This is a genomic window from Halorubrum sp. CBA1229, from assembly GCF_003721435.2.
Classification (GTDB): Archaea; Halobacteriota; Halobacteria; order Halobacteriales; family Haloferacaceae; genus Halorubrum.
Window position 1 is genome coordinate 2,792,384 of record NZ_CP054585.1, and the last position, 25,211, is coordinate 2,817,594.

General features: G+C 64.8%; 20 protein-coding genes, 1 tRNA gene and 3 rRNA genes. 14 read left to right on the top strand and 10 right to left on the bottom strand.

Translation table 11 applies throughout. From position 1 onward, the window contains the following. The first annotated feature begins 88 nt into the window (after window positions 1-88). Together Hrr1229_RS14100 and Hrr1229_RS14105 are read left to right on the top strand one after the other, a co-directional pair. Complete coding sequence (locus Hrr1229_RS14100) at window positions 89-1,270, top strand: mechanosensitive ion channel family protein (protein ID WP_255212516.1); 1,182 nt, start codon at window positions 89-91, stop codon at window positions 1,268-1,270. A gap of 66 nt (window positions 1,271-1,336) precedes the next feature. Further along, entirely contained in the window at window positions 1,337-3,079 is a 1,743-nt protein-coding gene (locus Hrr1229_RS14105; RefSeq protein WP_255212517.1) for an MATE family efflux transporter, read from the top strand. Window positions 3,080-3,083: 4 nt separating this feature from the next. Here Hrr1229_RS14105 and Hrr1229_RS14110 read toward each other — a convergent pair whose 3' ends face one another. Both Hrr1229_RS14110 and Hrr1229_RS14115 read right to left on the bottom strand, forming a co-directional pair. Next, window positions 3,084-3,311, bottom strand: a complete 228-nt coding sequence (locus Hrr1229_RS14110) for a flagella cluster protein (protein WP_123112309.1) — start codon at window positions 3,309-3,311, stop codon at window positions 3,084-3,086. Between the two features lie 107 nt (window positions 3,312-3,418). After that, on the bottom strand, window positions 3,419-4,285 hold the full coding sequence (locus Hrr1229_RS14115) for a hypothetical protein (RefSeq protein ID WP_123112308.1): 867 nt from the start codon (window positions 4,283-4,285) through the stop codon (window positions 3,419-3,421). A 187-nt stretch (window positions 4,286-4,472) separates the two neighbouring features. On the opposite strand from Hrr1229_RS14115, the gene Hrr1229_RS14120 reads away from it, so the two are divergent. Continuing rightward, window positions 4,473-5,579, top strand: a complete 1,107-nt coding sequence (locus tag Hrr1229_RS14120; RefSeq protein ID WP_255212518.1) for a hypothetical protein — start codon at window positions 4,473-4,475, stop codon at window positions 5,577-5,579. A gap of 671 nt (window positions 5,580-6,250) precedes the next feature. Further along, window positions 6,251-7,453, top strand: coding sequence for an orc1/cdc6 family replication initiation protein (locus tag Hrr1229_RS14125; RefSeq protein WP_123112306.1), 1,203 nt, complete (start codon window positions 6,251-6,253; stop codon window positions 7,451-7,453). Window positions 7,454-7,568: 115 nt separating this feature from the next. On the opposite strand, the gene Hrr1229_RS14130 is transcribed toward Hrr1229_RS14125, so the two are convergent. Beyond that, on the bottom strand, window positions 7,569-8,129 hold the full coding sequence (locus Hrr1229_RS14130) for a TATA-box-binding protein (protein ID WP_015910251.1): 561 nt from the start codon (window positions 8,127-8,129) through the stop codon (window positions 7,569-7,571). Between the two features lie 829 nt (window positions 8,130-8,958). Between Hrr1229_RS14130 and Hrr1229_RS14135 the strand changes: the two genes are divergently transcribed. From Hrr1229_RS14135 to Hrr1229_RS14155, 5 genes are all read left to right on the top strand, one after another. After that, a 16S ribosomal RNA gene (locus Hrr1229_RS14135) occupies window positions 8,959-10,428 on the top strand. A gap of 172 nt (window positions 10,429-10,600) precedes the next feature. Continuing rightward, window positions 10,601-10,672 (top strand) — tRNA-Ala (locus tag Hrr1229_RS14140). A gap of 263 nt (window positions 10,673-10,935) precedes the next feature. Continuing rightward, window positions 10,936-13,852 (top strand): 23S ribosomal RNA (locus Hrr1229_RS14145). Between the two features lie 150 nt (window positions 13,853-14,002). Continuing rightward, window positions 14,003-14,124, top strand: a 5S ribosomal RNA gene (gene rrf, locus Hrr1229_RS14150). The 16S, 23S and 5S rRNA genes sit together here with 1 tRNA gene alongside, the layout of an rRNA operon. Before the next feature lie 213 nt (window positions 14,125-14,337). Further along, window positions 14,338-15,246 carry a hypothetical protein gene (locus tag Hrr1229_RS14155; RefSeq protein WP_123112305.1) on the top strand — a complete coding sequence of 303 codons (909 nt, stop codon included), beginning with the start codon at window positions 14,338-14,340 and terminating at the stop codon, window positions 15,244-15,246. Between the two features lie 27 nt (window positions 15,247-15,273). On the opposite strand, the gene Hrr1229_RS14160 is transcribed toward Hrr1229_RS14155, so the two are convergent. After that, entirely contained in the window at window positions 15,274-15,570 is a 297-nt protein-coding gene (locus Hrr1229_RS14160) for a hypothetical protein (RefSeq protein ID WP_123112304.1), read from the bottom strand. Window positions 15,571-15,678: 108 nt separating this feature from the next. Here Hrr1229_RS14160 and Hrr1229_RS14165 point away from each other — a divergent pair, with 108 nt between their 5' ends. After that, entirely contained in the window at window positions 15,679-16,566 is an 888-nt protein-coding gene (locus Hrr1229_RS14165; RefSeq protein ID WP_123112303.1) for a DMT family transporter, read from the top strand. Window positions 16,567-16,626: 60 nt separating this feature from the next. Continuing rightward, on the top strand, window positions 16,627-18,204 hold the full coding sequence (locus tag Hrr1229_RS14170; RefSeq protein ID WP_123112302.1) for a GAF domain-containing sensor histidine kinase: 1,578 nt from the start codon (window positions 16,627-16,629) through the stop codon (window positions 18,202-18,204). Between the two features lie 28 nt (window positions 18,205-18,232). On the opposite strand, the gene Hrr1229_RS14175 is transcribed toward Hrr1229_RS14170, so the two are convergent. Then, the gene (locus Hrr1229_RS14175) at window positions 18,233-18,730 is read right to left on the bottom strand and encodes an SRPBCC family protein (RefSeq protein WP_123112301.1); all 498 of its coding nucleotides are present in this window, start codon (window positions 18,728-18,730) and stop codon (window positions 18,233-18,235) included. A 140-nt stretch (window positions 18,731-18,870) separates the two neighbouring features. Between Hrr1229_RS14175 and Hrr1229_RS14180 the strand changes: the two genes are divergently transcribed. Beyond that, a complete protein-coding gene (locus tag Hrr1229_RS14180; protein ID WP_123112300.1) occupies window positions 18,871-19,797 on the top strand; it encodes a DNA glycosylase in 927 nt (308 codons plus the stop codon). 123 nt (window positions 19,798-19,920) lie between these two features. Next, entirely contained in the window at window positions 19,921-20,310 is a 390-nt protein-coding gene (locus Hrr1229_RS14185) for a DUF555 domain-containing protein (RefSeq protein ID WP_123112299.1), read from the top strand. Window positions 20,311-20,439: 129 nt separating this feature from the next. Here the strand turns inward: Hrr1229_RS14185 and Hrr1229_RS14190 are convergent, their stop codons facing one another. From Hrr1229_RS14190 to Hrr1229_RS14210, 5 genes are all read right to left on the bottom strand, one after another. Then, the gene (locus Hrr1229_RS14190) at window positions 20,440-20,673 is read right to left on the bottom strand and encodes a UPF0058 family protein (RefSeq protein ID WP_094522443.1); all 234 of its coding nucleotides are present in this window, start codon (window positions 20,671-20,673) and stop codon (window positions 20,440-20,442) included. Between the two features lie 198 nt (window positions 20,674-20,871). Next, window positions 20,872-21,051: a hypothetical protein gene (locus tag Hrr1229_RS14195; RefSeq protein WP_123112298.1), complete on the bottom strand. Its 180-nt coding sequence runs from the start codon at window positions 21,049-21,051 to the stop codon at window positions 20,872-20,874. Between the two features lie 245 nt (window positions 21,052-21,296). Beyond that, a complete protein-coding gene (locus Hrr1229_RS14200) occupies window positions 21,297-22,307 on the bottom strand; it encodes a transcription initiation factor IIB (protein ID WP_123112297.1) in 1,011 nt (336 codons plus the stop codon). 262 nt (window positions 22,308-22,569) lie between these two features. After that, window positions 22,570-23,526 carry a mechanosensitive ion channel domain-containing protein gene (locus Hrr1229_RS14205; protein ID WP_123112296.1) on the bottom strand — a complete coding sequence of 319 codons (957 nt, stop codon included), beginning with the start codon at window positions 23,524-23,526 and terminating at the stop codon, window positions 22,570-22,572. Window positions 23,527-23,622: 96 nt separating this feature from the next. Beyond that, on the bottom strand, window positions 23,623-24,891 hold the full coding sequence (locus Hrr1229_RS14210) for a Zn-dependent hydrolase (RefSeq protein WP_123112295.1): 1,269 nt from the start codon (window positions 24,889-24,891) through the stop codon (window positions 23,623-23,625). 105 nt (window positions 24,892-24,996) lie between these two features. Between Hrr1229_RS14210 and Hrr1229_RS14215 the strand changes: the two genes are divergently transcribed. Beyond that, a complete protein-coding gene (locus Hrr1229_RS14215; RefSeq protein ID WP_123112294.1) occupies window positions 24,997-25,209 on the top strand; it encodes a PLDc N-terminal domain-containing protein in 213 nt (70 codons plus the stop codon). Window positions 25,210-25,211: the final 2 nt, after the last annotated feature.

The window sequence follows — 25,211 nt, forward strand, 5'->3', positions numbered from 1 at the left end:
CAGGCCTCGTTCGCGCGTTCACCGACCTCCCCGTTGCCCCCGTCCTCGGGGAGAAACCCTTTTTCGGGTGGGCGATAGCGAGTTGGCTATGGCACAGCCCGCGGGCGCGGCGCCGATCTCGGGGACGCTCTTCGATCCGGCGCTGGCGCAGGTCCTCGATCCGGCGCTGGCGCAGGTCCTCGATCCGGTGGCGAACGCCGTCTCGCGGCTGGCGTCGCTCCCCGGGTCGCGACTGCTGTTGGTGCTCCTCTCGGTGGGGCTGGGAGTGCTCGTCTCGAAGTTCCTCGTCCGGCTCATCGGGCGTCCGGTGGCGCGGCGGGTGTCGAGGCAGAGCGTCGCGCAGACGATCGTCCGTGGGGTCCGGGTCGGGACGATCCTCATCGCGCTACTGTTCGGGCTCAGCGCCGCCGGGTTCCAGTTCACCGACCTACTCGTCGGGACGGCGGTGTTCTCCGCCGTGATCGGTATCATCCTCGCACCGATCGTCGGGAACTTCATCAACGGCGTGTTCATCCTCGCGGACCAGCCGTTCGAGATCGGCGACATGATCGAACTGGAGAACGGGACCACCGGGTTTGTCGAGGACATCACGATCCGGTACACCAAGATCTTCACGCTCGATAACACCTTCCTCGTCGTTCCGAACGGGGCCATGCGCGAGCGGGACGTGACCAACTTCTCGGCGGAAGACGAGCGGACGCGGCGGACCATCGACGTGCTCGTCACCTACGAGAGTGACATCTCCGAGGGTCGACAGCTGATCGAGCGCGCTGCCCGCGACTGCGACGCAGTGATCAACGGCGGCCCGGACATCCGGGTCGGCGTCGCGCGCTACACCGCCAGCCCGGACTGCCGCATCCACGAGTTCGGCGACGACGGCGTGCTCCTCCGCCTCCGCTACTGGGTGAAGAAACCGTACAAGCTCGCGAAGGTCCAGTCGGACGTGAACACGCGGATCCGCGAGCGGCTCACGGACGCCGACGTCGAGATGGCCTACCCGCATCGCCACCTCGTCTTCGACGACACCTCCGGCGTCGCGCGGGTCGGCGGTCCGGACGACGGCCGCCCGGAGGGCGAGCGCGCGGGCGACAAACCCACCGGCGACGAAACGCGAGCCGGTCGACAATCCGACGACAGATCGTCGACAGATGAGAGTTCGAAGAGCGACGACGCGACTGGTAATGATGGATCTGATCATGACGCGACTGGCGACGACGCGACTGGCGACGATATGGCTGGTGATACCGCGACCAGCCGCGACGAGCGCTGAGACGACCGGGACACGTAGCCCGCCGGAACCGGAACTCTGATTGACGGAGGTACCATTTATAAGATAGTGAGCGACGAGCCCTCCGAAGATCGGACAGCTACTCCTCTGGATGACGGCGGTGACGGTTCGCATGACGACGTCGGTGACGGGGGTGATACTGCCCTCAGTGACGATGGATCCGGTAGCGATGATGGATCCGGTGGCGATAATGGATCCGGTGGCGATAATGGATCCGGTGGCGATGGTGGAACCGGTGGCGATGGTGGATCCGGTGGCAATAGTGGCGATGGTGGCGATGGAGACGACCGCGTCCCCGAGGAGTCGATCACCGAGGGGAGTCTGGTGCGACCGCTGTTCCAACTCGCGTGGCCCATCGTCGTCATTCAGCTGCTGCAAGTGACGTACAACGTCGTCGACACGCTCTACCTCGGCCGACTGTCGGCGGAGGCGGTAGGGGCGATCAGCCTCGCGTTCCCGCTGATCTTCCTGCTTATCGCCGTGGCGGGCGGGTTCACCACCGCGGGCGCCATTCTCGTGGCGCAGTACACCGGCGCGGACGGCGACCGGTCGGCGGGGATGGTCGCGGGACAGACGATTTTCACCGTCTCCGTGCTGTCGGTGCTCATCGGCGTCGCGGGGTACTTCTACACCCGCCCGGCCCTGGAGCTCCTCCCGAGCGATCCCGCCACGGCGGCGACGGTGATTCCCCTCGCGGCCGACTACATGGAAGTCATCTTCGCCGGCATCCCGCTGATGTTCGGCTTCTTCGTCTTCTCCGCGCTGATGCGCGGCTACGGCGACACCCGGACGCCGATGGCGGTGATGCTCGTCTCCGTTGTTCTGAACGTCTTCCTCGACCCGTTCTTCATTTTCGGGTTCGCGGACAACCCGCTGTTCGAGTGGCTCGCCGGGATCCCGGTCCTCGGCGCTCTCGATCCGGTGACACTGGAGAGCTCGCTGTTCGCGGCCATCGGCTTCACCGGGTACGGAATCGAGGGGGCCGCGCTGGCGACGATCCTCTCTCGGGGGGTCGCCACCGCCATCGGCCTCTGGCTGCTGTTCGGCACCGGTCTCGGTCCGGCGGTGACGGTGGGTCACCTCAAGCCCGACGTGGGGTTCATCCGCGACATCTTCCACCTGGGACTCCCGTCCAGCGTCGAGCAGACGACGAGCGCGCTCGCGATGATCACGCTCACGGCGATGGTCGTCACGTTCTCGCCGCCGGTGGTGGCGGCGTACGGGCTCGGGAACCGGCTCATCTCGCTCGTCTTCCTGCCCGCGATGGGACTCGGGCGCGCGATCGACACGATGGTGGGACAGAACCTCGGTGCGGACCGGGCGGACCGCGCCGCGCGGTCGGTCAAGCTGGCGGCCGGGACCGGGGCGGGCGTGATGTTCCTCGTCGCCGTCGTCGCGGTGACGTTCACGGAGCCGATCGTCGGCGCGTTCCTCGGCGACGTGCCTGACGCGCCCGCGACGATCGGTCACGCGGTCGAGTACGTCCGGATTCGATCGGTGGAGTTCGCCTTTATCGGCGTCTCGCAGGTGATACTCGGCGCGTTCCGCGGGGCCGGCAACACGAAGACGGCGATGGTGATCTCGATACTCACTCTCTGGGTCGGTCGCGTCGCCAGCGTGGGCTATCTGGTGTTCATCGCCGGCTGGGGCGAGACGGGGGTCTGGGTCGGTATGGCGCTCGGCAACATTCTCGGTGCGATCATCGGCGTCGCGTGGTTCGCTCGGGGAACGTGGACCGAGCGGTACATCGACGAGGCGGAACCCGACATCGATCCGGTCGCTGGCGACTGAGCGGTCAGTGCCGGAAGAGATGGATCGCGTCCTCGTCGCGGAGGAGACAGAAACGAGCGCCGTCGCTCTCGGGGAACGTCGTTCCCGACTCCCGCGTGGTGAACAGCCGGTCGAACGGTGCGTCACAGACCGGACACGAGATGTCTTTCCGGTTCTCCCAGAGACCCGTTGAGCCCGTGTCTTTGAGCTGTTTCAACGCGTGACGGTGGTCGTGGACGTCGAATCGCGGCATGGGCGCACGTCGGTGACGCGGGAATTGAATCTGATCCCGCGAGTATCACGGCTGATTCCGATTCGGGCTCAGGTCGACGCTCGACAGACACGCGCACGCGAGTCGCTTCAGGCGTCTCGGTCGGCCAGTCGCGCCCGGGCTCGCTCGATCGCCGCATCGCTGCCGGTTCGTACGTACTCGCCGAGTGCGTCTGCGACGTCGACGAGCGCGTCGGCGTCGGCCGCGGGGACATCGCCGTTGAGTGCCTCGACTCGTTTCGCTCGGTCGCGAAGCCGTTCCAGGAGCTCCTTGGTCGGGTCGATCCGTGAGCCGGGATCTCCGCCGTCGACGGAGACTGTCGGTGTGTCGGAGTCGGCGACCGTTGGGATGTCGGAGTCGGCGACCGTTGGGGTGTCGAAGTCGACGCTTGCCGGCGTGTCAGCCTCGATGTCGTTCTCGATTCCCTCGGCGAGCTCGTCGAGGAAGGCGAGGAGGTCGCTCCGGTACTCGTCGACCGCGCGCGCCGCCGCCATTCCGCGCGCTTCGCGGAGGCGTTCGGGGACGTCTCCGGTCGCGGGACGGTCGCCATCGTCGGCACCGGCCAGCAGATTGAGGAGGTACTCGCGGTCCGGATCCGCGGGATCTCGGAGTCGGTCGTAGCAGTCGACCGCCTCCAGCAGCTCCCGTGCCGCGAGGTACGTGCCGTCGAGCGGGAGCAGCTCCCCGCCGCGAATGAACCCGCGTTTGCGGACGTACTCGCGGAGGTCAGTTTTGAGTTCGTCGACGCCGTCCACGGGAAGCGTCCCGCGCGCTTCCCCGAACTGAGTGCGGTAGGCGCTGAGGTCGAGCGAGGCGGGCGCGTCGGTGTGGGCCGTGCGGTCGTCGACGCCGACGCTCCGGAGGCTCCCGCAGCCCGGGCATTCGACGCGTCCCGTCTCGTAGTACGACCATCGGGTCTCGCACTCTCGACACTCCCGTTCGCCGCGGACCTTCATGTTCGGTGTCTCGCACCGACCGGCGTAAAGGGCTGCGGTCGTTGCGAGCGGAGATGGCGAGCGGAGATGGCGAGCGGAGTCGAGAGCAGAGCCGGCGAGCGGGAGTCGACGAGCGCCCCCGACTGCAGAATGCTTTATAAATAATCCGCGAGAATCGCCGGACATGAGTTGGCACGCCGTCGACGCCGTGGACGACGCGGTCGACGCCACGCGCCGGTTCCTGTTCCCGTTCAGCCTCGTCCGCTGGACGAAGCTCGGCTTCCTCGTGCTCCTGATGGGTGGTGGCGGCGCCGCGAGCGCGAACGCGTCCGTCTCCGCCGTCTCCGATGCGGGCGTGATCTCCCCCGGGGAAACCGGATCGGTCTCTACAGGAGCCGATCTGGGCTCTGCGGGGATCGACCCGAGATCTGTCACTCCCGGTCAACTAGTGGAGACGATCGATCCCGGGGTACTCGCGGTCCTCGCCGTCGGGATCGTTCTCTTGGTTGCCGCATTTTCGGTGGTCTCGCTGTCGCTACGACTGGTCTTTTACGACGCTCTCCGGACGAACGAGGTACGGATACGGCAGCCGTTCCGCTCGCGACTTCGCCAGTCGCTCGGCCTCTTTCTATTCACCGCGGTTCTCAGCGCCGGGGCGATGGCCCCCCTCGCGCTCGCGGTCCTCGTCGCTAGCGCCGCGAACGCGCCGATCGGCGTTGGTCCGATCGATTCGGTCGCCGGATCGATCGGATCGCTGGCGACCGGACCGGTCATCGTTCTCGGCTTCGTTGGGGCCGCGTTCGTCGCGATCGCCGCACTCGCGCTCCGTTTTACCTACGAGTTCGTCGTCCCGACAATAGTCGTCGAAGAGACGGGGGTACTCGGCGGGTGGCGTCGGTTCTGGAGGACGTTGCGGACGAGATGGACGGAGTTCGTGGTCTATCTCGTCGTTCACGTGATCGTCTCGGTCGGGCTGTCGGTGGTCGAGGGGATCGCGGCCGTCCTTGCGTTCGCTCTCGTAGGCACAGTCGCCGGCCTCGTACTTCTCGCCGTGGCTGCCGCGCTGGGGGGTCTCGGCGCGCTGGTCGGGACCACGGCCGGTACGGCGGCGCTTGCCGTTGTAGTCATCGTCGCCGTCGCGTCCCTGATCGCGCTTGTCCTGCCCGTCAGGGTCGTCACGAGCTCGTACCGCATCGCCTACGAGGTCTCGACGCTCGGTGGGATCGATGGCGATCTCGCGCTACTCCACCGCGATCTCGATCCGAGAGTTTCTGAATCGGCGGAGTCGGACGCCGTGGATTCCCCCGACCCGTGAGCGCTGTGAGCCGACTCAAGTTCGGGGCGGGCTGAGACGGGTGGAGACGCTCTCGGTAGAGGTTAAGAAGAGGGTGACACACCGGGTTTCCGGTGAAATGGGTGAGAGTGGTGGGTGTCGTTGAGACGGGGAGCCCGGATTGAGTGTCAAACGAACAACGATCTGGCCAGTCTATTCTATAAAGAATTATAAACTAGTTTTGAGTATATTCCATTAGCTCGTATCGTGGAGAGACTTCTCTCCCGATAGTGGAGAGATTTTCATCGGAAATGGGAGCAACTGAGCCGTTCCCTGTCGGACACTAGTAGCTGCACATCGGGACACCGGGTTTCCGGTGAATTTGAGAGCCGATGAGAGTCCGTTTCGTCGTTCGACCTTCGGTAATTCTCTGTTATCGGTATCTCCCTCTCTATCTTACCTCCAGATCTCGCCTCCATAGTTCGGGGTGACAAGCCATCCCCTGCAACCGAAATCCGATGCTAAATCCCTCGATCACTCCATCATCCGACTACCCTATCACCCACCCTACTGCCGACCCACCACCCTACTGCCGACCCACCACCCACCCCACCCACACCTATTTCACCGGAAACCCGGTGTGTGTCTCAATCAACCCCTCCGCCACGCGTCCGAAACGGAACGCATTTCACCGGAAACCCGGTGTCGATCCCATGGACGCAGCGGACGACCTCTTCACTCGGGAGGACCCGATATTCGCGAACAAGGAGCTCCTCGAAATCAGTCATCTCCCCGGAGAGGGTCGGATCGTCGGCCGGGACGACGAGATTTCCGACCTCGCGAACGCGGTCAACCCGGCGATCTTCGGACAGAGTCCGAGCAACGTGCTCATCTACGGGAAGACCGGGACTGGAAAGTCTCTCTGTGCGAAGTACGTCTCGAAACGACTCGTCTCGACCGCCGGCGAGGAGGGCGTCAACGCCACCTTCGCGTACGTCGACTGCGCACAGGACACGACCGAAACGCAAGCCGTGCAGACGATCGCCGACGGCGTGAATGATCCGGACGTGACCGGGATCAACGTCCCTGACAAGGGCCTCTCGACGTCGACGTACTACAAGCGGCTCTGGCGCATCCTCGACCAGCGGTACGACGTCGTGCTCATCATCCTCGACGAAATCGACAAGCTCGACGACGACGCAATCCTGATGCAGCTCTCCCGGGCGGGCGAGGCCGGGAAGATCACCGACTGCAAGCTCGGCGTCGTCGGGATCAGCAACAAGATCCAGTACAAAGACCGCATGGACGAGCGGGTCAAATCCAGCCTCTGTGAACGCGAATTCGTGTTCCCGCCGTACGACGCGAACCAGCTCAGAGAGATCATGCAGGCGCGGGCGGACGCGTTCCACGACGACGTCCTCGAACCGTCTACCATTCCGCGCGCCGCGGCGCTCGCGGCACGAGAGCACGGAGACGCACGGAAGGCGATCGACATCCTCAGATACGCCGGCGAGATCGCACAGGGCAACGACGAACCGACCGTCCGGGAGGGATTCGTCACGCAGGCGCGTCAGCGCGCCGAGACGGACCGCTTCCGCGAGCTCATCCGCGGCTCGACGCCCCACTCTCGGTACGTCCTCCAGGCGCTCGCGCTGCTGTCGCTCTCGAACGGACGCCAAGACGGCTTCAGAACCAGTCGCGTGTACGAGATCTACGAGAACATCTGTCGACAGGAAGGCTCTGACAGCCTCTCGCTTCGCCGCGTCCGCGACCTCCTCAAGGAGCACGCCTTCCTCGATATCATCGAGCAGTCGAAACACAGCGGCGGGAGCGCCGAAGGCAGTTACACGAAACACCAACTGCTGGAGGACCCGAGCGTCGTTAAAGACGTACTGACTGAGGACAGCGCCGCGTAACCGTCACTGGCACGCGAACTCGTCGCTCCGACGTTCGTCGACCGGACGGTACCGCACGTCGGTGTTGCGACGTCTCGCAACCGATCGAGCCGAGCCGATCCGATCGAGTGACCGCCTAGCCGAGCAACCCGAGTCCCTCGATCCGTTCGACGATCTCCTCGACGGCCTCCTCGGCGTCGTCTGTGCGTTTCCCGCCGGTGATGACGATCTTCCCGCTGCCGAACAGCAGGATGACGACCTCCGGCTCGTCCATCCGGTAGACGAGTCCGGGGAACTGCTCCGGCTCGTACTCGACGTCCTCCAACCCGAGCCCGATCGCCAGTGCGTTGAGGTTGAGGTTGTGACCGAGGTCGGCGCTCGACACGATGTTCTGCACCGTTATTTCCGGGTCCTCCTCGACGGGTATCTGGAGTCCGCGGAGCTTCTCGAAGATGATCCCGAGGGCCTCGTGGACGTCGTCGATACTTTTTGCGCCCGTGCAGACGATCTTCCCAGACCGGAAGATCAGTGCGGCGGCCTTGGGCTCCTGCGTCCGGTAGACGAGTCCGGGGAAGTTGTCCGGGTTAAAATCGGCACCCGGGAGGTCCTCCGCGAGTGCTTCCAAATCGAGCTCTTGGCCGATCCCGGTTGATGCAACGACGTTCTGGATCTCGATCGAATCAGCAGGGTTCGTCATCGTTCGCTTTTATATGTGTCCCCCTCCCTTATAAACGCCCGTGGTATAAACGACCACTCGCTCGCGGCGTGTTTCGGTACGCGCGTTTCGCATCTTTCTTCGCTCGCGTAGCACAGCTTCTCCGCCCCCGTCTCTACTCGCACCCAGCTCTCCTCTGCATCCGTCTTCACTCAGTTCATCCTCTCCGCTCATCTCGTATTCTCGTACGCACGCGATGATATCCGACGTTCGGTACTTGCGGGGCCGAATCTCCTTCGTGATTCGGTTGCCGTTTTCTCGGCTCATTCAGTGACAACTTTCGTATGTCTTTGCCCGGATCGGGGTTGCCCACTCGCCCGAACGGTCTTTCGTCGAGGGCGTCACGAGCGCTCTTCGCTCGCGACTCCCCGTGGCAACCGTTCACCAAGAAACCGCATGACGTGGCGGCGATAGTTCGACGGGGTTAAGTACAAGCCGGGGTTCGTGATGAATGCGAAGGTCCCCCGGCGCGGGGGACAACGGTCGGCCGCACCGCGGCCGGTCGAAGCGTTCCGACGTGCTTAAGTGTATAAGCCCGTTCGGTTGAAACGCGAAGAACGCACCGCGGATTCGGGCCGTTCAATTCGGCCCGGTTTCGCAGAGTCGGCTCGTCCGACTCACCGATATGAGGATTTCGCCCCCTGCGCTCCGGCGTAAGAGGAAATCTGATGTGAGCCATGGTAGTTCGGTGTCATCCAGGTCGCTGGGTGACTCGGACACCATATAGACCATGCAATGGTGTTTTGACTCACCGCGAGTCAAAACCCGCCAACACCCCCTCCGAGCCGGGAACCAGGTTCGGAGGTTATACATTCCGGTTGATCCTGCCGGAGGCCATTGCTATTGGGATTCGATTTAGCCATGCTAGTCGCACGAGTTCAGACTCGTGGCGAATAGCTCAGTAACACGTGGCCAAACTACCCTTCGGACTACAATACCCTCGGGAAACTGAGGCTAATAGTAGATACCACAGTCCACCTGGAATGAGGACTGTGCCAAACGCTCCGGCGCCGAAGGATGTGGCTGCGGCCGATTAGGTAGACGGTGGGGTAACGGCCCACCGTGCCAATAATCGGTACGGGTCATGAGAGTGAGAACCCGGAGACGGAATCTGAGACAAGATTCCGGGCCCTACGGGGCGCAGCAGGCGCGAAACCTTTACACTGCACGACAGTGCGATAAGGGAATCCCAAGTGCGTAGGCATAGAGCCTACGCTTTTGTCCACCGTAGGGAGGTGGACGAATAAGGGCTGGGCAAGACCGGTGCCAGCCGCCGCGGTAATACCGGCAGCCCGAGTGATGGCCGATCTTATTGGGCCTAAAGCGTCCGTAGCTGGCCGCACAAGTCTATCGGAAAATCCACCCGCTCAACGGGTGGGCGTCCGGTAGAAACTGTGTGGCTTGGGACCGGAAGGCGCGACGGGTACGTCCGGGGTAGGAGTGAAATCCCGTAATCCTGGACGGACCGCCGATGGCGAAAGCACGTCGCGAAGACGGATCCGACAGTGAGGGACGAAAGCTAGGGTCTCGAACCGGATTAGATACCCGGGTAGTCCTAGCCGTAAACAATGCCTGCTAGGTGTGGCTCCCACTACGAGTGGGTGCTGTGCCGTAGGGAAGCCGCTAAGCAGGCCGCCTGGGAAGTACGTCCGCAAGGATGAAACTTAAAGGAATTGGCGGGGGAGCACTACAACCGGAGGAGCCTGCGGTTTAATTGGACTCAACGCCGGACATCTCACCAGCATCGACTGTAATAATGACGATCAGGTTGATGACCTTATCCGAGTTTCAGAGAGGAGGTGCATGGCCGCCGTCAGCTCGTACCGTGAGGCGTCCTGTTAAGTCAGGCAACGAGCGAGACCCGCATCCTTACTTGCCAGCAGCACTGCGAAGTGGCTGGGGACAGTAGGGAGACCGCCGTGGCCAACACGGAGGAAGGAACGGGCAACGGTAGGTCAGTATGCCCCGAATGTGCTGGGCAACACGCGGGCTACAATGGTCGAGACAAAGGGTTCCTACTCCGAAAGGAGACGGTAATCTCAGAAACTCGATCGTAGTTCGGATTGTGGGCTGCAACTCGCCCACATGAAGCTGGATTCGGTAGTAATCGCGTGTCATAAGCGCGCGGTGAATACGTCCCTGCTCCTTGCACACACCGCCCGTCAAAGCACCCGAGTGAGGTCCGGATGAGGCTCGTTACACGAGTCGAATCTGGGCTTCGCAAGGGGGCTTAAGTCGTAACAAGGTAGCCGTAGGGGAATCTGCGGCTGGATCACCTCCACAGACCCGAGACTCCCGCTCCGCGGGAGCTCACCTTTCGACCGTCTCTCGAGACGGTCACTATTCATGCACGGTCACGTGTCCGATCACCCACCGCCCTGGACACCGACGAACTACCACGGCTCACACTACACACACACACGCGCAGACCACCCCTTCCCTCACGGGAAGGTGGGCTCATAGCTCAGCGGTAGAGTGCCTCCCTTGCAAGGAGGATGCCCTGGGTTCGAATCCCAGTGAGTCCATGTCCCCCAGCGCGAATCCGTCCCCTTAAGTGGGCGACGCGATTCCGTTGGGTTACGACGACCGATGCACCATCCCGGGAAACCGCGGATGGGAAGGGTTCGACGAACGCCCCGCCAGGGCGATTCGATGACGACCGTGTATACGTGCGATCCAGACGTCCACTGAACTCATACGAGTTCGTGGAACGTCAGTGAACCATATACAGTCGGGTGACACTACGTCACTTGACACCGTTGGAGGTTCCTTACGGAACCGTCCAACACACTACTGGCTACTGTGCCAGCTGGTGAATGGCTCGGCTCGAGAGCCGACGAAGGACGTGCCAAGCTGCGAAAAGCTCATGGGACCCGCATGGAGGGAAAGAACATGAGATCTCCGAATCGGAATCCGTTTACAATTGCCACGCGCAATAGGGAACTCCCTGAATTGAAACATCTCAGTAAGGGAAGGAAAAGAACGCAATAGCGATGTCGTTAGTAACCGCGAGTGACCGCGACACAGCCCAAACCGAAGGTCTTCGGACCAATGTGGTGTTCGGGTTGACAACCAAAACGCGACCCACTCTCAGAAGTCTCCTGGAACGGAGCGTGACACAGGGTGACAACCCCGTACGAGAGTGCAGTACCGTTGGCGTCAATACCAGAGTAGCAGGGGTCGGATATCCTCTGTGAACAACTCAGGCATCCCCTGAGAAGGCTAAACACTCCTCGAGACCGATAGCGAACAAGTAGCGTGAGCGAACGCTGAAAAGCACCCCGAGAAGGGCGGTGCAATAGGGCCTGAAATCAGCTGGCGATCGAGCGACAGGGCGTACAAGGCGTCTCTCAAAACGACCGAGAAGCGATTCTCTAGTAGGAAGAGAGACGAGCCGGCGTCGTGTCGTGCGTTTTGAAAAACGACCCAGGGAGTGCACTTGATTGGCAAGTCTAACTCGTGAACCGAGGAAGGCGCAGGGAAACCGATACGGCCGCAGCACATACGTGCGAGGGCCACCGTGTTCAAGCGCGGGGAGTCAATTGGGTGCGACCCGAAACCAGGCGATCTATACGCAGGCAGGGTGAAGCGTGGCGAAAGCCACGTGGAGGCCCGTTAGAGGTGGTATTCTACAATATCCTCTCGTGATCTGCGCATAGGGGTGAAAGGCCCATCGAGCCTGGCAACAGCTGGTTCCAACCGAAACATGTCGAAGCATGACCTCTTCCGAGGTAGCCCGCGGGGTAGAGCTACCGATTGGATGACCCGCCTCCGAGAGGAGTCGGCCATCCTGTCAAACTCCAAACCCGCAGGCGCTGTAGACGAAGGGAGTCCGGTGTGCGGGGTAAGCCTGTGCACCATGAGGGGAACAACCCAGAGCCGGGTTAAGGTCCCAAAGTGTAGATTAAGTGCGATTCGAAGGTGGTCTCAAGCCCTAAACAGCCGGGAGGTGAGCTTAGAAGCAGCTACCCTCTAAGAAAAGCGTAACAGCTTACCGGCCGAGGTTTGAGGCGCCCAAAATGATCGGGGCTCAAATCTACCACCGAGACCTGGCCGCGCCCGTGACAGGGCGACCGCGTAGGTTGGCGTTCTGTTCGGATGGAAGCTCGGGCGAGAGCTCGCGTGGACCGTTCAGAAACGACAATCCTGGTCACAGTAGCAGCGATAGTCGGGTGAGAACCTCGACGGCCTGATGAGCAAGGGTTCCTCGGCACTGCCACTCAGCCGAGGGTCAGCCGGTCCTAAGATGCACCGCAACTCGACTGCATCAACGGGAAACTGGTTAAGATTCCAGTGCCATCGTGCAGTAAACGTCGACGCCGTGTGGAACGCTGAGCCGGGCTTTCGCCCGGTCGAATCGTGGAAACTCGTGGAAGCCGTCACGGCACGAAGCGAGCGAAGCGCGAGATAGCGCAAGTCAGCCGTACATAGGGCCCGTGAAAAGACAAGCACGATGTCCGTACCGAGATCCGACACAGGTGCTCTGGCAGCGAAAGCCACGGCCTGTCGGGAGAACCGACGTTAGGGAATTCGGCAAGTTAGTCCCGTACCTTCGGAAGAAGGGATGCCTGCTCTCTACGGAGCAGGTCGCAGTGACTCGGGCGCTCCGACTGTCTAATAACAACACAGGTGACCGCAAATCCGCAAGGACTCGTACGGTCACTGAATCCTGCCCAGTGCGGGTATCTGAACACCTCGTACAAGAGGACGAAGGACCCGTCAACGGCGGGGGTAACTATGACCCTCTTAAGGTAGCGTAGTACCTTGCCGCTTCAGTAGCGGCTTGCATGAATGGATAAACGAGAGCGCCACTGTCCCAACGTTGGACCCGGTGAACTGTACGTTCCAGTGCGGAGTCTGGAGACCCCCAAGGGGAAGCGAAGACCCTATAGAGCTTTACTGCAGGCTGTCGCTGAGACGTGGTCGCCGATGTGCAGCATAGGTAGGAGACATTACACAGGTACGTGCGCCAGCACGCCACCGAGTCAGCATTGAAATACTACCCGTCGGTGACTGCGACTCTCACTCCGGGAGGAGTACACCGGTAGCCGGGCAGTTTGACTGGGGCGGTACGCGCTCGAAAAGATATCGAGCGCGCCCGAAGATCATCTCAGCCGGGTCGGGAATCCGGCGAAGAGCGCAAGAGCACAAGATGGTCTGACAGTGTCATTCCCAACGAGTGACGCTGACGCGAAAGCGTGGTCTAGCGAACCTACGAGGCTCCGGAATGGGGCCCGTAGATGACAGAAAAGCTACCTTAGGGATAACAGAGTCGTCACCCGCAAGAGCACATATCGACCGGGTGGCTTGCTACCTCGATGTCGGTTCCCTCCATCCTGCCCGTGCAGAAGCGGGCAAGGGTGAGGTTGTTCGCCTATTAAAGGAGGTCGTGAGCTGGGTTTAGACCGTCGTGAGACAGGTCGGCTGCTATCTATTGGGGGTGTCAAGGTACTTGACGTGAACGAACGTATAGTACGAGAGGAACTACGTTTGGTCGCCACTGGTGTACCGGTTGTTCGAGAGAGCACTGCCGGGTAGCCACGCGACACGGGGTAAGAGCTGAACGCATCTAAGCTCGAAACCCACATGGAAAAGAAGTACCGTTGAGGTCACTCGTAGAAGACGAGTTCGATAGACTCGGGATGTACGCACCGAGGCAACGAGGTGTTGAGTCCACGAGCACTAACAGACCGAAGCCACAATCATACGGCACTGACACCACACTCGCATGAGTTCAGGCGGTAACTGGATCGCACGTATACACGGTCGGCCGATCGGGAGATCGGGACCACTGACACAGGCGTCTCGCTACACAGACGTGTAGGGAGGTTCGGTTCGAGTCCGAGCGTCAGCGTAAAGGCGGCCAGAGCGGTGGGGGAACACCCGTACCCATTCCGAACACGGAAGTTAAGCCCACCAGCGTACCGGGAAGTACTGGAGTGAGCGATCCTCTGGGAACCGCGGTTCGCCGCCTGCCCACTCATACTGATTATTCATTCGGAGCGATAGCTCCACACACACCTGCAGTCCGGTTGGACTGCGGGTGGATTCGATTGCCGACCTAGCGACAGCCCAACTCTTTCGTCAGCCGTAAGCGCGTTGAGCGACCGCGGCGCGACGGAAGCGAATTTCAATATTGAGAAGGTCACCCATAAGTTTATCAATTTTGTCGCTGAACCTAATGGTATAGATGGCTGTTCCGACGGAGTCCATGCACAACGTCTCTGTGCGACTGTCCGCGACGGGACAGCCACCGGTCCGGGACGGCGCATCGTCGGGGCGCGTAATCACCGTGCTGTTCGGAACCGGAATCGAGGAGTGGCGACGCGGGTGGCGGAGTTCGCCTAACTCGGGACCGGCTCGGGAGGCGATCGTCTCCGCGGGCGACACCACCCGCGGAGCGACGGCGACGACGCAGGTCGTTCCGGGAGGGCGACTCGCGTACACGGTGCTCGACGCGTCTGCAACGCTTGATCGCGTGACGGACGCCGTCTCGACGCACGTCGACGACGCGGCGGGTGAACCGCTTTCGATGATCGTGGACGACATCACCCCGGTAGTGACAGACCGAGGGGTCTCTGCGACCCGGTCGTTCATCGCGTCACTGCGAGAGCTGTCCGGCGTCGACGACATCGTCGTCGGGTGTTCGTATGGTCCCGAAGTGGCTACGGGAATCCGTTCGCTGTTCGACCCGATTGAGGACGTGGAACGCGTCGACCACCCCGTCGCGGAGACCGTGGACCGACTGCGGCGGGACGACCCGACAACGTTCGGGTACGTGCGTCGTCACTGGGCGGAGGCGCGAGAGGGGGTAGAGCGCTGTACGCGGAACTACCCGCAGTCCCGACAGGTACACGCAGCTCTTTCCGACCCGGAGACGACGCCGCGAACGCTCGGCGCGGCATTATCTGGGCTCGTGCGACTCGGCGTGCTCGACACGTGGGGAGAGACGGTAGGTCCGACGCGGTACGACCTCACCGCGTACGACCCCGACCGGATGTGGGTTGTCGGCGCCGCTCTCGCGTCGTCGGACGAGACCGATGCGGGCGGTAGATCGGAAGCCGACGCGGACGGTGGAGCCGAAACCGACGACGGGTGAACCACCGACGCGGTCGTTTCCTCTGCGTCACTCCGTCTGATCGTTCGATAGTCCGCTCGGAACGTCGAGGTCGTGTGAGACGAGGGTACCGTCCGGATCGAGGGTGACCGTGCCGAGCGTGACCGTGTCCCCCGCTTCGAATCGGTCGGCGATGGTGCCGAGAACGGTCTGCTGATCGAGCAGGTCCCAGACGGTCTCGGCGACGAGCGACTGGAACGCCTCGGGATCGGTCCATCCGGAATCGACGTCCGACGGGACATGAACGACGAACTGGAGCTCCTCCTCGGTGAGATGGACTCCCACGCCGAACGTGTCTGCGCACATGCGTCGACGTTCGGACCGGAGTCGCAAATCTCCGTCGGGACGTCGCCGGGCACGCCGCTCCGTCCCGAAACCGGTAAGCCACGGGCGCCAAAACCCCTCGACAGAGGGATGGCCACCGACCCGCGCGTCTCACCGGCCGCGGCTCTCGCGACCGCGGTCGTCGCCGTGAGCGCCGGGGCAATCCTCGTCAGGCTCAGCGAGGCGCCGAGTTCGGTGGCCGCGTTCTATCGGGTGCTGTTCACGACGCTGCCGCTTCTCCCGGTCGCGCTCTGGCGGTATCGAGCCGACCTCGCCCGCATCGGGCGCCGCGACCTCGCGTTCGCGACGCTGTCCGGTGTCGCGCTCGCGCTCCACTTCGCCGCGTGGTTCGAGAGCCTGGAGTGGACGAGCGTCGCGGCGAGCGTCACGCTCGTTCAGGCGCAGCCGGTGTTCGTCGCGCTCGGCGCATGGGTGCTCCTCAGGGAGCGAGTGACCCGCCGGATGGCCGTCGGCATCGCGGTCGCGATCGCGGGGATGGTCGCGATGTCCCTCGGCGACCTCCTCGGCGGGGTGCTCGTCGGCCCCCGACCGCTCTACGGAAACGGCCTGGCGCTGTTCGGCGCGGTGACGGCGGCCGGCTACGTCCTCGCGGGGCGAGCGCTTCGGCAGCGCGTCTCGCTCGTTCCGTACGTGGTCGTCGTCTACGGGGTGTGTACCGTCTCGCTCTTTCTGCTCGTCCTCGCGGAAGGCCACCCGCTGACGGGGTACCCGTCTCGCGAGTGGGCGCTCTTCGCCGGACTCGCGCTCGGGCCGGGGCTGCTCGGGCACACTGTCCTCAACTGGGCGCTCGCGCACGTCGAGTCGAGCGTGGCGTCCGTGTCGCTGCTGGGCGAACCGGTCGGCGCGACGGTGCTCGCGTTCCTCGTCCTGGCCGAAGTGCCGACGCCGGTCACGCTGGTCGGCGGCGCCGTCGTCCTCGCCGGGATCGCGCTGACGTCGACGGGGACGACCGGCTGACGTTCTCACGGCCGATATTCGCGCGTCAACGTTGAAATACGGCCGTCGACGCGTTCCCGTATGCACCGTCGTTCAGTCGTCGCCTACGTGGGCGAGGACACGGACGTACGCGACCGCGTCGCCGACGCGGTGGAGGCCGCGTGGAGCGGGTCCGGGTCGGTGGGGTATCGGCCGATCGCTCCCCCCGAGTTGGCGGCTGTCGCGGAGGACGCTCCCTCGCCGCTGGCCGACGTCTGCGGGATCGTCACCACGAGCGACGCGCTCGAGACGGGCGTCGTGGGGGATCGCCTCGCGGCGACACCAGAGAGCGTCCCGGTCGTCGTCGCCGTCGAGGATCCGGGGATCGAAACGCTCCGCGCGGTCCTCGACACGGGCGTCGACGACGTCGTCGCCGTCGAACGCGACGGCCGATCTGGAACCGAACCGGACGGTGCCGCGACCGAGCCCCTCGTCGAGCGGCTTCGAGAGGGGATCGATCCCGCGCTGACCCGGCTCGGCTCTGACGACGTCGCGCGGCTCCGGGAAGTGCTGCTGGACGCGGGAACGACCCTGATGAGCACCCGGTCGGACGAGGTCGAGACGAAGATCGTCTGGACGATGGAGAACGTCGGTCGGCAGGTCGGGGTCGATCGAATCGTCTGTTATCTGGAGGACGGCGACGCGTTCGAGCCGGCGTATCACTGGTCGTCCGGCGAGTGCGATCCCGGCCCGAAACCGTTCGCGGCGTTCCCCGACCCGGAGGGGCTCTCCACGTTCGAGAACGTCGTTCGCCCGCCGGTCCCCGCCGAGGGCGCGGACGAGAGGAGCGCGGATACCGAGCCCTCGCCGGCGACGGTCCACGTCCCGCTCGTCAGCGACTGGGAGCTGATCGGCGTCCTCGCGTTCGAGGCCGACGACTCCCGCGCGTGGACCGAAGAGGAGGTCGCCGCGTACCGTACCTTCGGCGACCTGATCGCTCACACCATCGCGCGGAACGAGCGCCGGCTCGAACTCCGCCGCCAGACGGAGCGGCTCGAGCAGTTCAGCGCGGTCGTCTCGCACGACCTCCGGAACCCGCTCAACGTCCTCTCCGGATACCTCGACCTCGTCGAGGACGACGTCGCCCGGCCGAAGTACGAGGCGATGGAGCGCGCGGTGCTCCGGATGGAGACGCTCATCGACGACCTGCTCATGCTCGCGAAGCGCGGCGACGCGATCGACGAGACGGAGTCCGTCCCGGTGGCGTCGATCGCCGAGGACGCTTGGAACTCGGTCAGAGCGCCGAGAGCGACACTGGCGGTCGGGGACGACGTCGGTCACATCGAGGCCGATCCCGGCCGCCTGCGACAGCTCTTCGAGAACCTCTTCCGGAACGCCGTCGACCACGGCGGCCCTGACGTCACCATCGAGGTCGGGACTGACGGGGACCGCTCCGGCGCGCGCGGGCTGGTCGTCGCCGACGACGGGCCGGGGGTCCCGCCCGAGGCGCGCGACTCGCTGTTCGACTCGGGGTTCTCGACCGCCGGGAGCTCCGGGCTCGGACTCGCGATCGTCGACCGGATCGCCGACGCGCACGGGTGGGAGCTGGACGTCCACAACGACGGCGGCGCGGTGTTCGAGCTCTCCTTCGGAACGGAGGCGGCGACCGCTCCCGCCTGACATCGAGAACCGCCTGTTCTCCCGGCCGTTACGACTCGAACCGAGCGATCGTTCGTCGGTGCCGGTCGCGGAACATCCCCTCGAATCCGACCTTCGCGAACGGTCCGGCGAGGTCGCCGAGGGGACCGAGCGGCAGCCGGTACGAAACGGTGTCGACGAGGAGCGTCTCCTCGCCGTCGGCGTAGAAGGCGTGGGTGTGCTCCCACCGTCGGAAGGGACCGCCGACCATCTCGTCGACGAAGCGTGCGCTCTCATCGACCGGCGCGTCGCCGTCGGGCTCTCGCTCCACTATCCGAGAGACCCATCGCTGTCTGGGGCCGACGTCGAACGGTCGCATCGACATCCGTATCCGCGACCCTTCGGCGAGCACCTCCGGATCCGGCTCCCCGTCCGGCCCCTCGACGCCGGCGATGCGGAGGTTCATCCAGTCCGGCGTGAGCTCGCGGAGGCCGTCGATCGTGGAGTGAAACGCCCACACCTCGTCGATGGGTGCGGGAACGCGGGTCGTCCGGCGGTACGTCGGCATACCCTCGCTACGTGGCGACCGGGCAAAAACCCCCCTTCGCCCCTCGGCGTTGCCGGCGTTCCGTCGGCGTCGGCAGGCTCGCGGTCCCGGCGCCGCCGGTACCGAAACGCGAATATGGTCGCGACCCAACCCAGTTCGTAATGGAACGAGGCGCAATCGACGTCGCGGACCTGTCCGGCGCGTTCGACCTCCAGGCGACCGTCGAGAGCGGGCAGAGCTACCTGTGGAACCGCGCCGACGGCGACACCTACGCCGACCTCCACGCCCACGGCGGCGAGGAGTGGTACGAGACCGTCGTCACCCCGATCCCCGGCGTCGTCGACGAGCGCGTCCCCCTGCGGGTCAGACAAGAGGGCGGCGTCCACGAGGGGACGCTCCGCTGGGAGTCGACGACCGACGCCGTCCCGCTCCTCGAACACCTGTTCCGGCTCGACGACGACCTCGACGCGATCCTCGACGCGACCCCGGACCTCCCGCTCCTCGAACGGGCGTACGACGCGTACGAGGGGATGCGGCTCACGCGGGACCCCGTGTTCCCGTGTCTGATCTCCTTTATCTGCTCGGCGCAGATGCGCGTCGCGCGGATCCACGGGATGCAGCGCCGCCTCCGGGAGACGTACGGCGACGCCGTCGAACTTGACGGAGAGGCGTACCGCGCGTTCCCGACGCCCGAGCAGCTCGCCGCCCGATCGGAGGAGGAACTGCGCGATCTCTCGCTGGGCTACCGCGCGCCCTACGTCCAGCGGACGGCCGCGATGGTCGCGTCGGGCGAAGCGGATCCGCTGGCGGCCGCGGACCTCCCGTACGAGGAGGCGCGCGAGTCGCTGACGCGGTTCGTCGGCGTCGGGGACAAAGTCGCCGACTGCGTGCTACTGTTCTCGCTCGGCTTCCTCGAGGCGGTCCCGCTCGACACCTGGATCCGGACGACCATCGAAGAGTACTACCCCGACTGCGAGCGCGGCAACTACGCCGAGACGTCGCGGGCGATCCGTGACCGCTTCGGCGGCGAGTACGCCGGGTACGCCCAGACGTACGTGTTTTACTACCTCCGCGCGGGCGGCGAGTGAATCCGGAGGGTCGCGCACGCGGTCGGCGACCCCGTCGCTCCGCAGCATCCCCGCTCTGACGTTTCGACGTTTCGACCTGTCGGCCGAAGTTTCATATTCGCTCGTGTGGTACGTGTCACCGTGATGGACTGCCGAGTCGTCGTCGAGGCCGCCGTCCCCGTGTACGACGTCGGGACCGCCGACGAAGCCGTCCGGATCGCGATCTCGAAGACCGGCGAGATGCTGAATCCGGACCTCAGCTACGTGGAGATCGACACCGGGACCCGCACGTCGCCCGCGGGAGAGGAGCTGCCGCCGGCGTTCGTGGCCGCCGACGAGGCGCTCGTCGCGCTCGAGCTCAGCATGGACGTGTTCAACGTCGAACGCGCCGAACACGCCAGTCGGGTCGCGCGAAAGGAGATCGGCCAGCGACTCCGAAACATCCCGTTAACGGTCCTCGACGTCGAGGAGATCGAGTCGGACGAGGAGCGCGAGGACGCGGACGAATCGGACGCCCCGGACGAGGAGCCGTAGCGCGTCGACGGCCCGCGGGAGCTCCGCGGACCGCGGCGCGCCGGGGAGGGCCGGCGGCGCCGATGGTGAGACGGGAGGAACGGAGCCGTCGCTAGGCGGTCGACAAACGGTCGGAACGAGAGCGAAGTCTCAGTCTGCGGTCGGGGCCAGCGGCTCCGATTCGGACTCCTCCATCGGCTCCGTGATCCCCTCGGTCAGCTTAAAAACGGCCGCTTTGTGGTCTGTTTTCGACTTGTGAATTGATGTCGGTTTGACGCCGAGTTCCTCGTAGGCCTCGAGGTCGATATCCTCGTTCCAGAACTCGCACTGTTTTCGTACCTCCGCGAGAAGGCCGTGAAGATGGATGAGCTCCTGCTTCTTCATGAGTAACAGTCCTTTGCTACCGGAGGTTTATATTACTATCTTGAGTCACGTTACCATGGGACTTCGCGTATTCGACGGCTACGAGGCGTAGACGGGTCTTTTCGGGTTATCGATCGGGAAGGTTCTGCCCGCCGGCTCGGGACGATTCTGCCGGCCAGATCGGAATGATTCCGTCTTCGCGCGCTCGACGAGCGGGGATTATTGGAACTGTTTGACGGCCTCGAGATCACGCTCCGTTCGCATGAACTCCGTCAGCCGACGGGTCGCGTGGCAGTCGGGACAGCTGAAATTAGAGCGGAGATCCTGCAAATCCGCGGGGTTGTCCTGCCACTCCTTGGTGCACTCCGGACAGACGAGTCTGACGAACGCATCCACCATGGACTCTCGTACACGCGGCCGGGTTAAAAACGTACGTGGCGAGCAACGCGCCACGCGTGGCGAGAAACACGTCACTGCGCGGGCCGCCGCGACGGAGATCGAGACGGCGGTCGCGGCGGCTCGGCGAAGCTATTCGGAGGGAAAAGAGTCGAAAGAGTAACCGAGAATCACAGATCGGAAAACCGTCCGGAGAGAATCTCGTCTGTCGCGGGCGCCGGTGGGAGCGTCCGGTGCCCCCCGGCGTCTCAGGCCGCCACTCCCTCGCTCGCTTCGAGGAGCTCTTTGTACCGGTTCCGGATGGTGACCTCGCTGATGTCGGCGACCTCCGACACCTGGCTCTGTGTCACCTTCTCGTTCGAGAGGAGCGCGGCCGCGTACACCGCGGACGCGGCGAGCCCGACCGGTGACTTCCCGCTCGTGATGCCGGACTCCTTCGCGCCGTCGAGGAGCTCGCGGGCAAGCCGCTGCGTCTCCTCGGAGAGCTCCAGCCGCGAGACGAACCGCGGGACGTAGCTCTCGGGGTCAGCGGGCTGGACGCGGAGGCCGAGCTCGCGGATGACGTAACGGTACGTCCGGGTGAGCTCCATCTTGTCGACGCGGGAGACGGCGGTGAACTCGTCCAAGCTCCGCGGGTTCCCCACCTGCCGGGCGGCCGCGTACAGCGAGGCAGTCGCGACGCCCTCGATGGAGCGGCCGGGGAGCAGGTCCTCGCTCAGCGCGCGGCGGTAGATGACCGACGCGGTCTCGCGGACGTTGTCCGGGAGGCCGAGCGCCGAGGCCATGCGGTCGATCTCGCCCAGCGCCTGCTTGAGATTCCGTTCCTTGGAGTCGCGGGTGCGGAACCGCTCGTTCCAGGTGCGGAGCCGCTGCATCTTCTGACGCTGGCGGCTGGACAGCGACTTGCCGTAGGCGTCTTTGTCCTGCCAGCCGATGTTCGTCGAGAGCCCCTTGTCGTGCATCATGTTCGTCGTCGGGGCGCCGACGCGGGACTTGCTGTCCCGCTCGCCGGAGTTGAACGCGCGCCACTCCGGCCCGCGGTCGACCGAGTCCTGCTCGACGACGAGCCCGCAGTCGTCACACACCGTTTCGCCGTGCTCCGTATCACTGATGAGGCTCCCGCCGCACTCCGGGCAGGTCGTGGTCCGCTCCGCCGCCGTCGACTCCTCTTCGGCCGACTCCGTCTCGACCGCTCGGTTCCGAGTCGTTCGCTCTTGTTCCGTTTCTCCGCCGTAGTCTCGCGTGCGTGTTTCTGTCATGGGTTCTCTCCGATCGAACTCCCGAACAAAATACTGGTGTCGGGCGCGCCGATTCGTTAACCAATAGTAAGTCTCGAGAGTATATAAATGTATTGTGTGGTTTGTTACCATGAATCTCGGTAAAACCCCTCTAGAGGTTCGAAGACGACCGTTTCCACCCCGGCCGGTTCACGAGAATATCGAAGGATCGCTCACGAAAACGTGGCTGACTTATATAAATGTCTCCGAGGCGGTCGTCGCCGCCGGTTCGACCTTCGATCCGCTACCGGCTCCGACTCACCGGGAACGCCACGCGGTCGGGCGCGTCGTTGAACCGCTCGAGGATCCGCTCGTACAGCCGGTTTTTCACGCGCTGTCCCTGACGCGGGTGGGTGAGGTAGCGCACGCGGAGCTCCACCCACGACTCGCCCTGCGTCACGTTCACCGTCGGGCGGTCGTGCACCTCCAGCTCCACCGGCGTCTCGGCGAGCGCCTCTCGGTACGCCGCGATGCCGGCGGCCATCTCGTCGCCGAGCAGGTCGCTCGCCTCCTCGGCCATCACCTCTCGCGCGAAGTCAAGGTCGGTCTCGTAGGCGACCTGAATCCCGATCTCGTTCCACACGTAGGGGGAGCCGCCCCCGCCGAAGTTGACGACGTTCGAGGAGAGCACCACGCTGTTGGGCACCGTCACCACCCGCCCGGAGGGCTGGTTCGTCGTGACGAGCTCACCGTTGATCTCCCACAGCGTCGTCACGAGGAAGTCGACCCCGATCACGTCCCCCTTCGCGTCGTCGATCCGGACGCGGTCGCCGACGCCGTACGGCTGTTTCACCGTGATGTACACCCACGCGATGAGCGAGAGGAGCGGCTGCTGGAGCGCGAACGTGACCGCGAAGCCGATGACCCCGAGCGAGAACAGGAGTCCGAGCCAGTTCTCGGTCAACACCGCGAGCGTCGCGACCGTCCCCACGAAGCCGAAGACGAGCCGGAGGAGGTTGCGCGTGTTGTACGCGCGCCGCTTGTTCGCCGATCGCATCAACACCCCGACTGCGAGGCGGTACGACCCGTACAAAAGCGCCCCCACCGCGAAAACGAGCAGCGCCCGGCCGACGACGAGCGTCGCGGAGTAGCCGATCAGGTCGGGCCACCCGTCGAGGACGCCGGTGGTCCCCACCACCGTCCCGAGGACGGCGGCGACGACGCCGAGCGCGACGGCGCCGAGCGCGATTGGGCGTTTCACGCTCGTGGGTCGCGGCCGACCGGCAAAACGGTTGTGACCCGCCAGCTGCCCCTCGTCGGCCACGGTGCGCCGCCAGTCCTTGTCGACGCGTGGGGCCTACTCCCCGTCGACCGCGGCCCGCGCCACGGCTCCCGCCAGCACCTCGGTCGCGGCGGCGCAGTCCTCCCAGTCGGTCCACTCTCGGGGGTTGTGTGAGATCCCGTCTCGCGAGGGCGCGAACAGCAGGGAGGCGTCGGTGACGCGGGCGACGCGCATCGCGTCGTGCGCCGCGCCGGAGTGGAGGTCGATCGCGGTCCGCCCCGCGTCGGCCGCGGCGGCGTGGGCGGCCTTCCGGAGACGGTCGCTCATCGGCGTGGGCGCCACGTTGAAGGGGCGCTCGAACGCGGTCTCGACGCCGCGCTCGCGCTCCAGGCGGGCGAGCGCCTCGCGAGCGGCCGCGACGATCGTCTCCATCGACTCGGCCTCGACGTCCCGCACGTCGACGCCGGCCTCGACGCGCCCGGGGACGACGTTCGTCGCGTTCGGTGAGACGGAGAGCGACCCGACGGTGCCGACCGCGGAGGCGCTCAACTCGTCGACGACCGCGTTCGCGGCCGCCTCCACGTCGAGGACGAACTCGCTCGCGGCCGCGAGCGCGTCGGTCCGGTCGCCCATCGCGGTCGCGCCGGCGTGGTTCGCCTCACCCTCGATCCGCACCTCGCAGTGGGTGATCCCGGTGATCGTCGTCACCACGCCGGCGTCGGCGTCCGCCGCCTCTAGGACGGTGTCCTGCTCCACGTGGAGCTCGTAAAAGGCCGCCCAGTCCGCGGGGTCGATCGCGTCGTCGCCGCGGTAGCCGATCCGGTCGAGCGCCTCGCCCAGCGTCTCGCCGGCGTCGTTCTCGAGCGCGAGCGCGTCCTCGGCGTCCGTCACGCCGGTCGCCACCGCCGAACCGAGCAGGCCGTCCCCGAAGGTCCCGCCCTCCTCCTCGGTGAAGCTGACGACGCCCACAGGGCGCGACGGTTCGACCTCCGCCTCCTGTAACGCGCGCACGGCCTCAAGCGCGGCGTACGTTCCGAGCGGGCCGTCGAAGATCCCGCCCTCGGGGACGCTGTCGAGGTGGCTCCCGCTCACGGCGGGGGCGGCCGTCGGGTCCGCGGAGTCGGGGACCCACGTCCCGAGGACGTTCCCGACCGCATCGACGGCGACGTCGAGGCCGGCCGCCTCCATGCGTTCCACCAGCCGGTCTCGGGCGGCGCGGTTCGCCTCGCTCCCGGTCGGATTCGTCCGCCCGTGTTTCGCCGGGTCGTCGTACTCGACTCGACCGAACGCCGCGTTCGCCTCGATGTCCGCACGGAGGCGGTGGGCGTCGACTGGCAGGTTCATACGGAGTAAGGGGACCACCGGACCAAAACGGTGTGGTCGGCGGAGACCGCGGGACTGCGGGCGAACCCCAAAGACTCTTGTCGCGGCCGCGAATGGATCCGCCCGATGTCCCCGATACTGCTTCAAGAGGCGCTGGCCGGCGGGATCGCCCTCCTGTTCGGTCTGCTGGTGCTGCTCGTACAGATCGGAATCATCATCTGGATCTACACGGACGCGCAGCAGCGCAGCGACCAGCCCGCGTTCCTGTGGGCCATCGTCGCCTTCCTCGCGCCGCTGCTCGGGCTCGTGCTGTACTTCATCATCGGTCGGAACCGATAGCC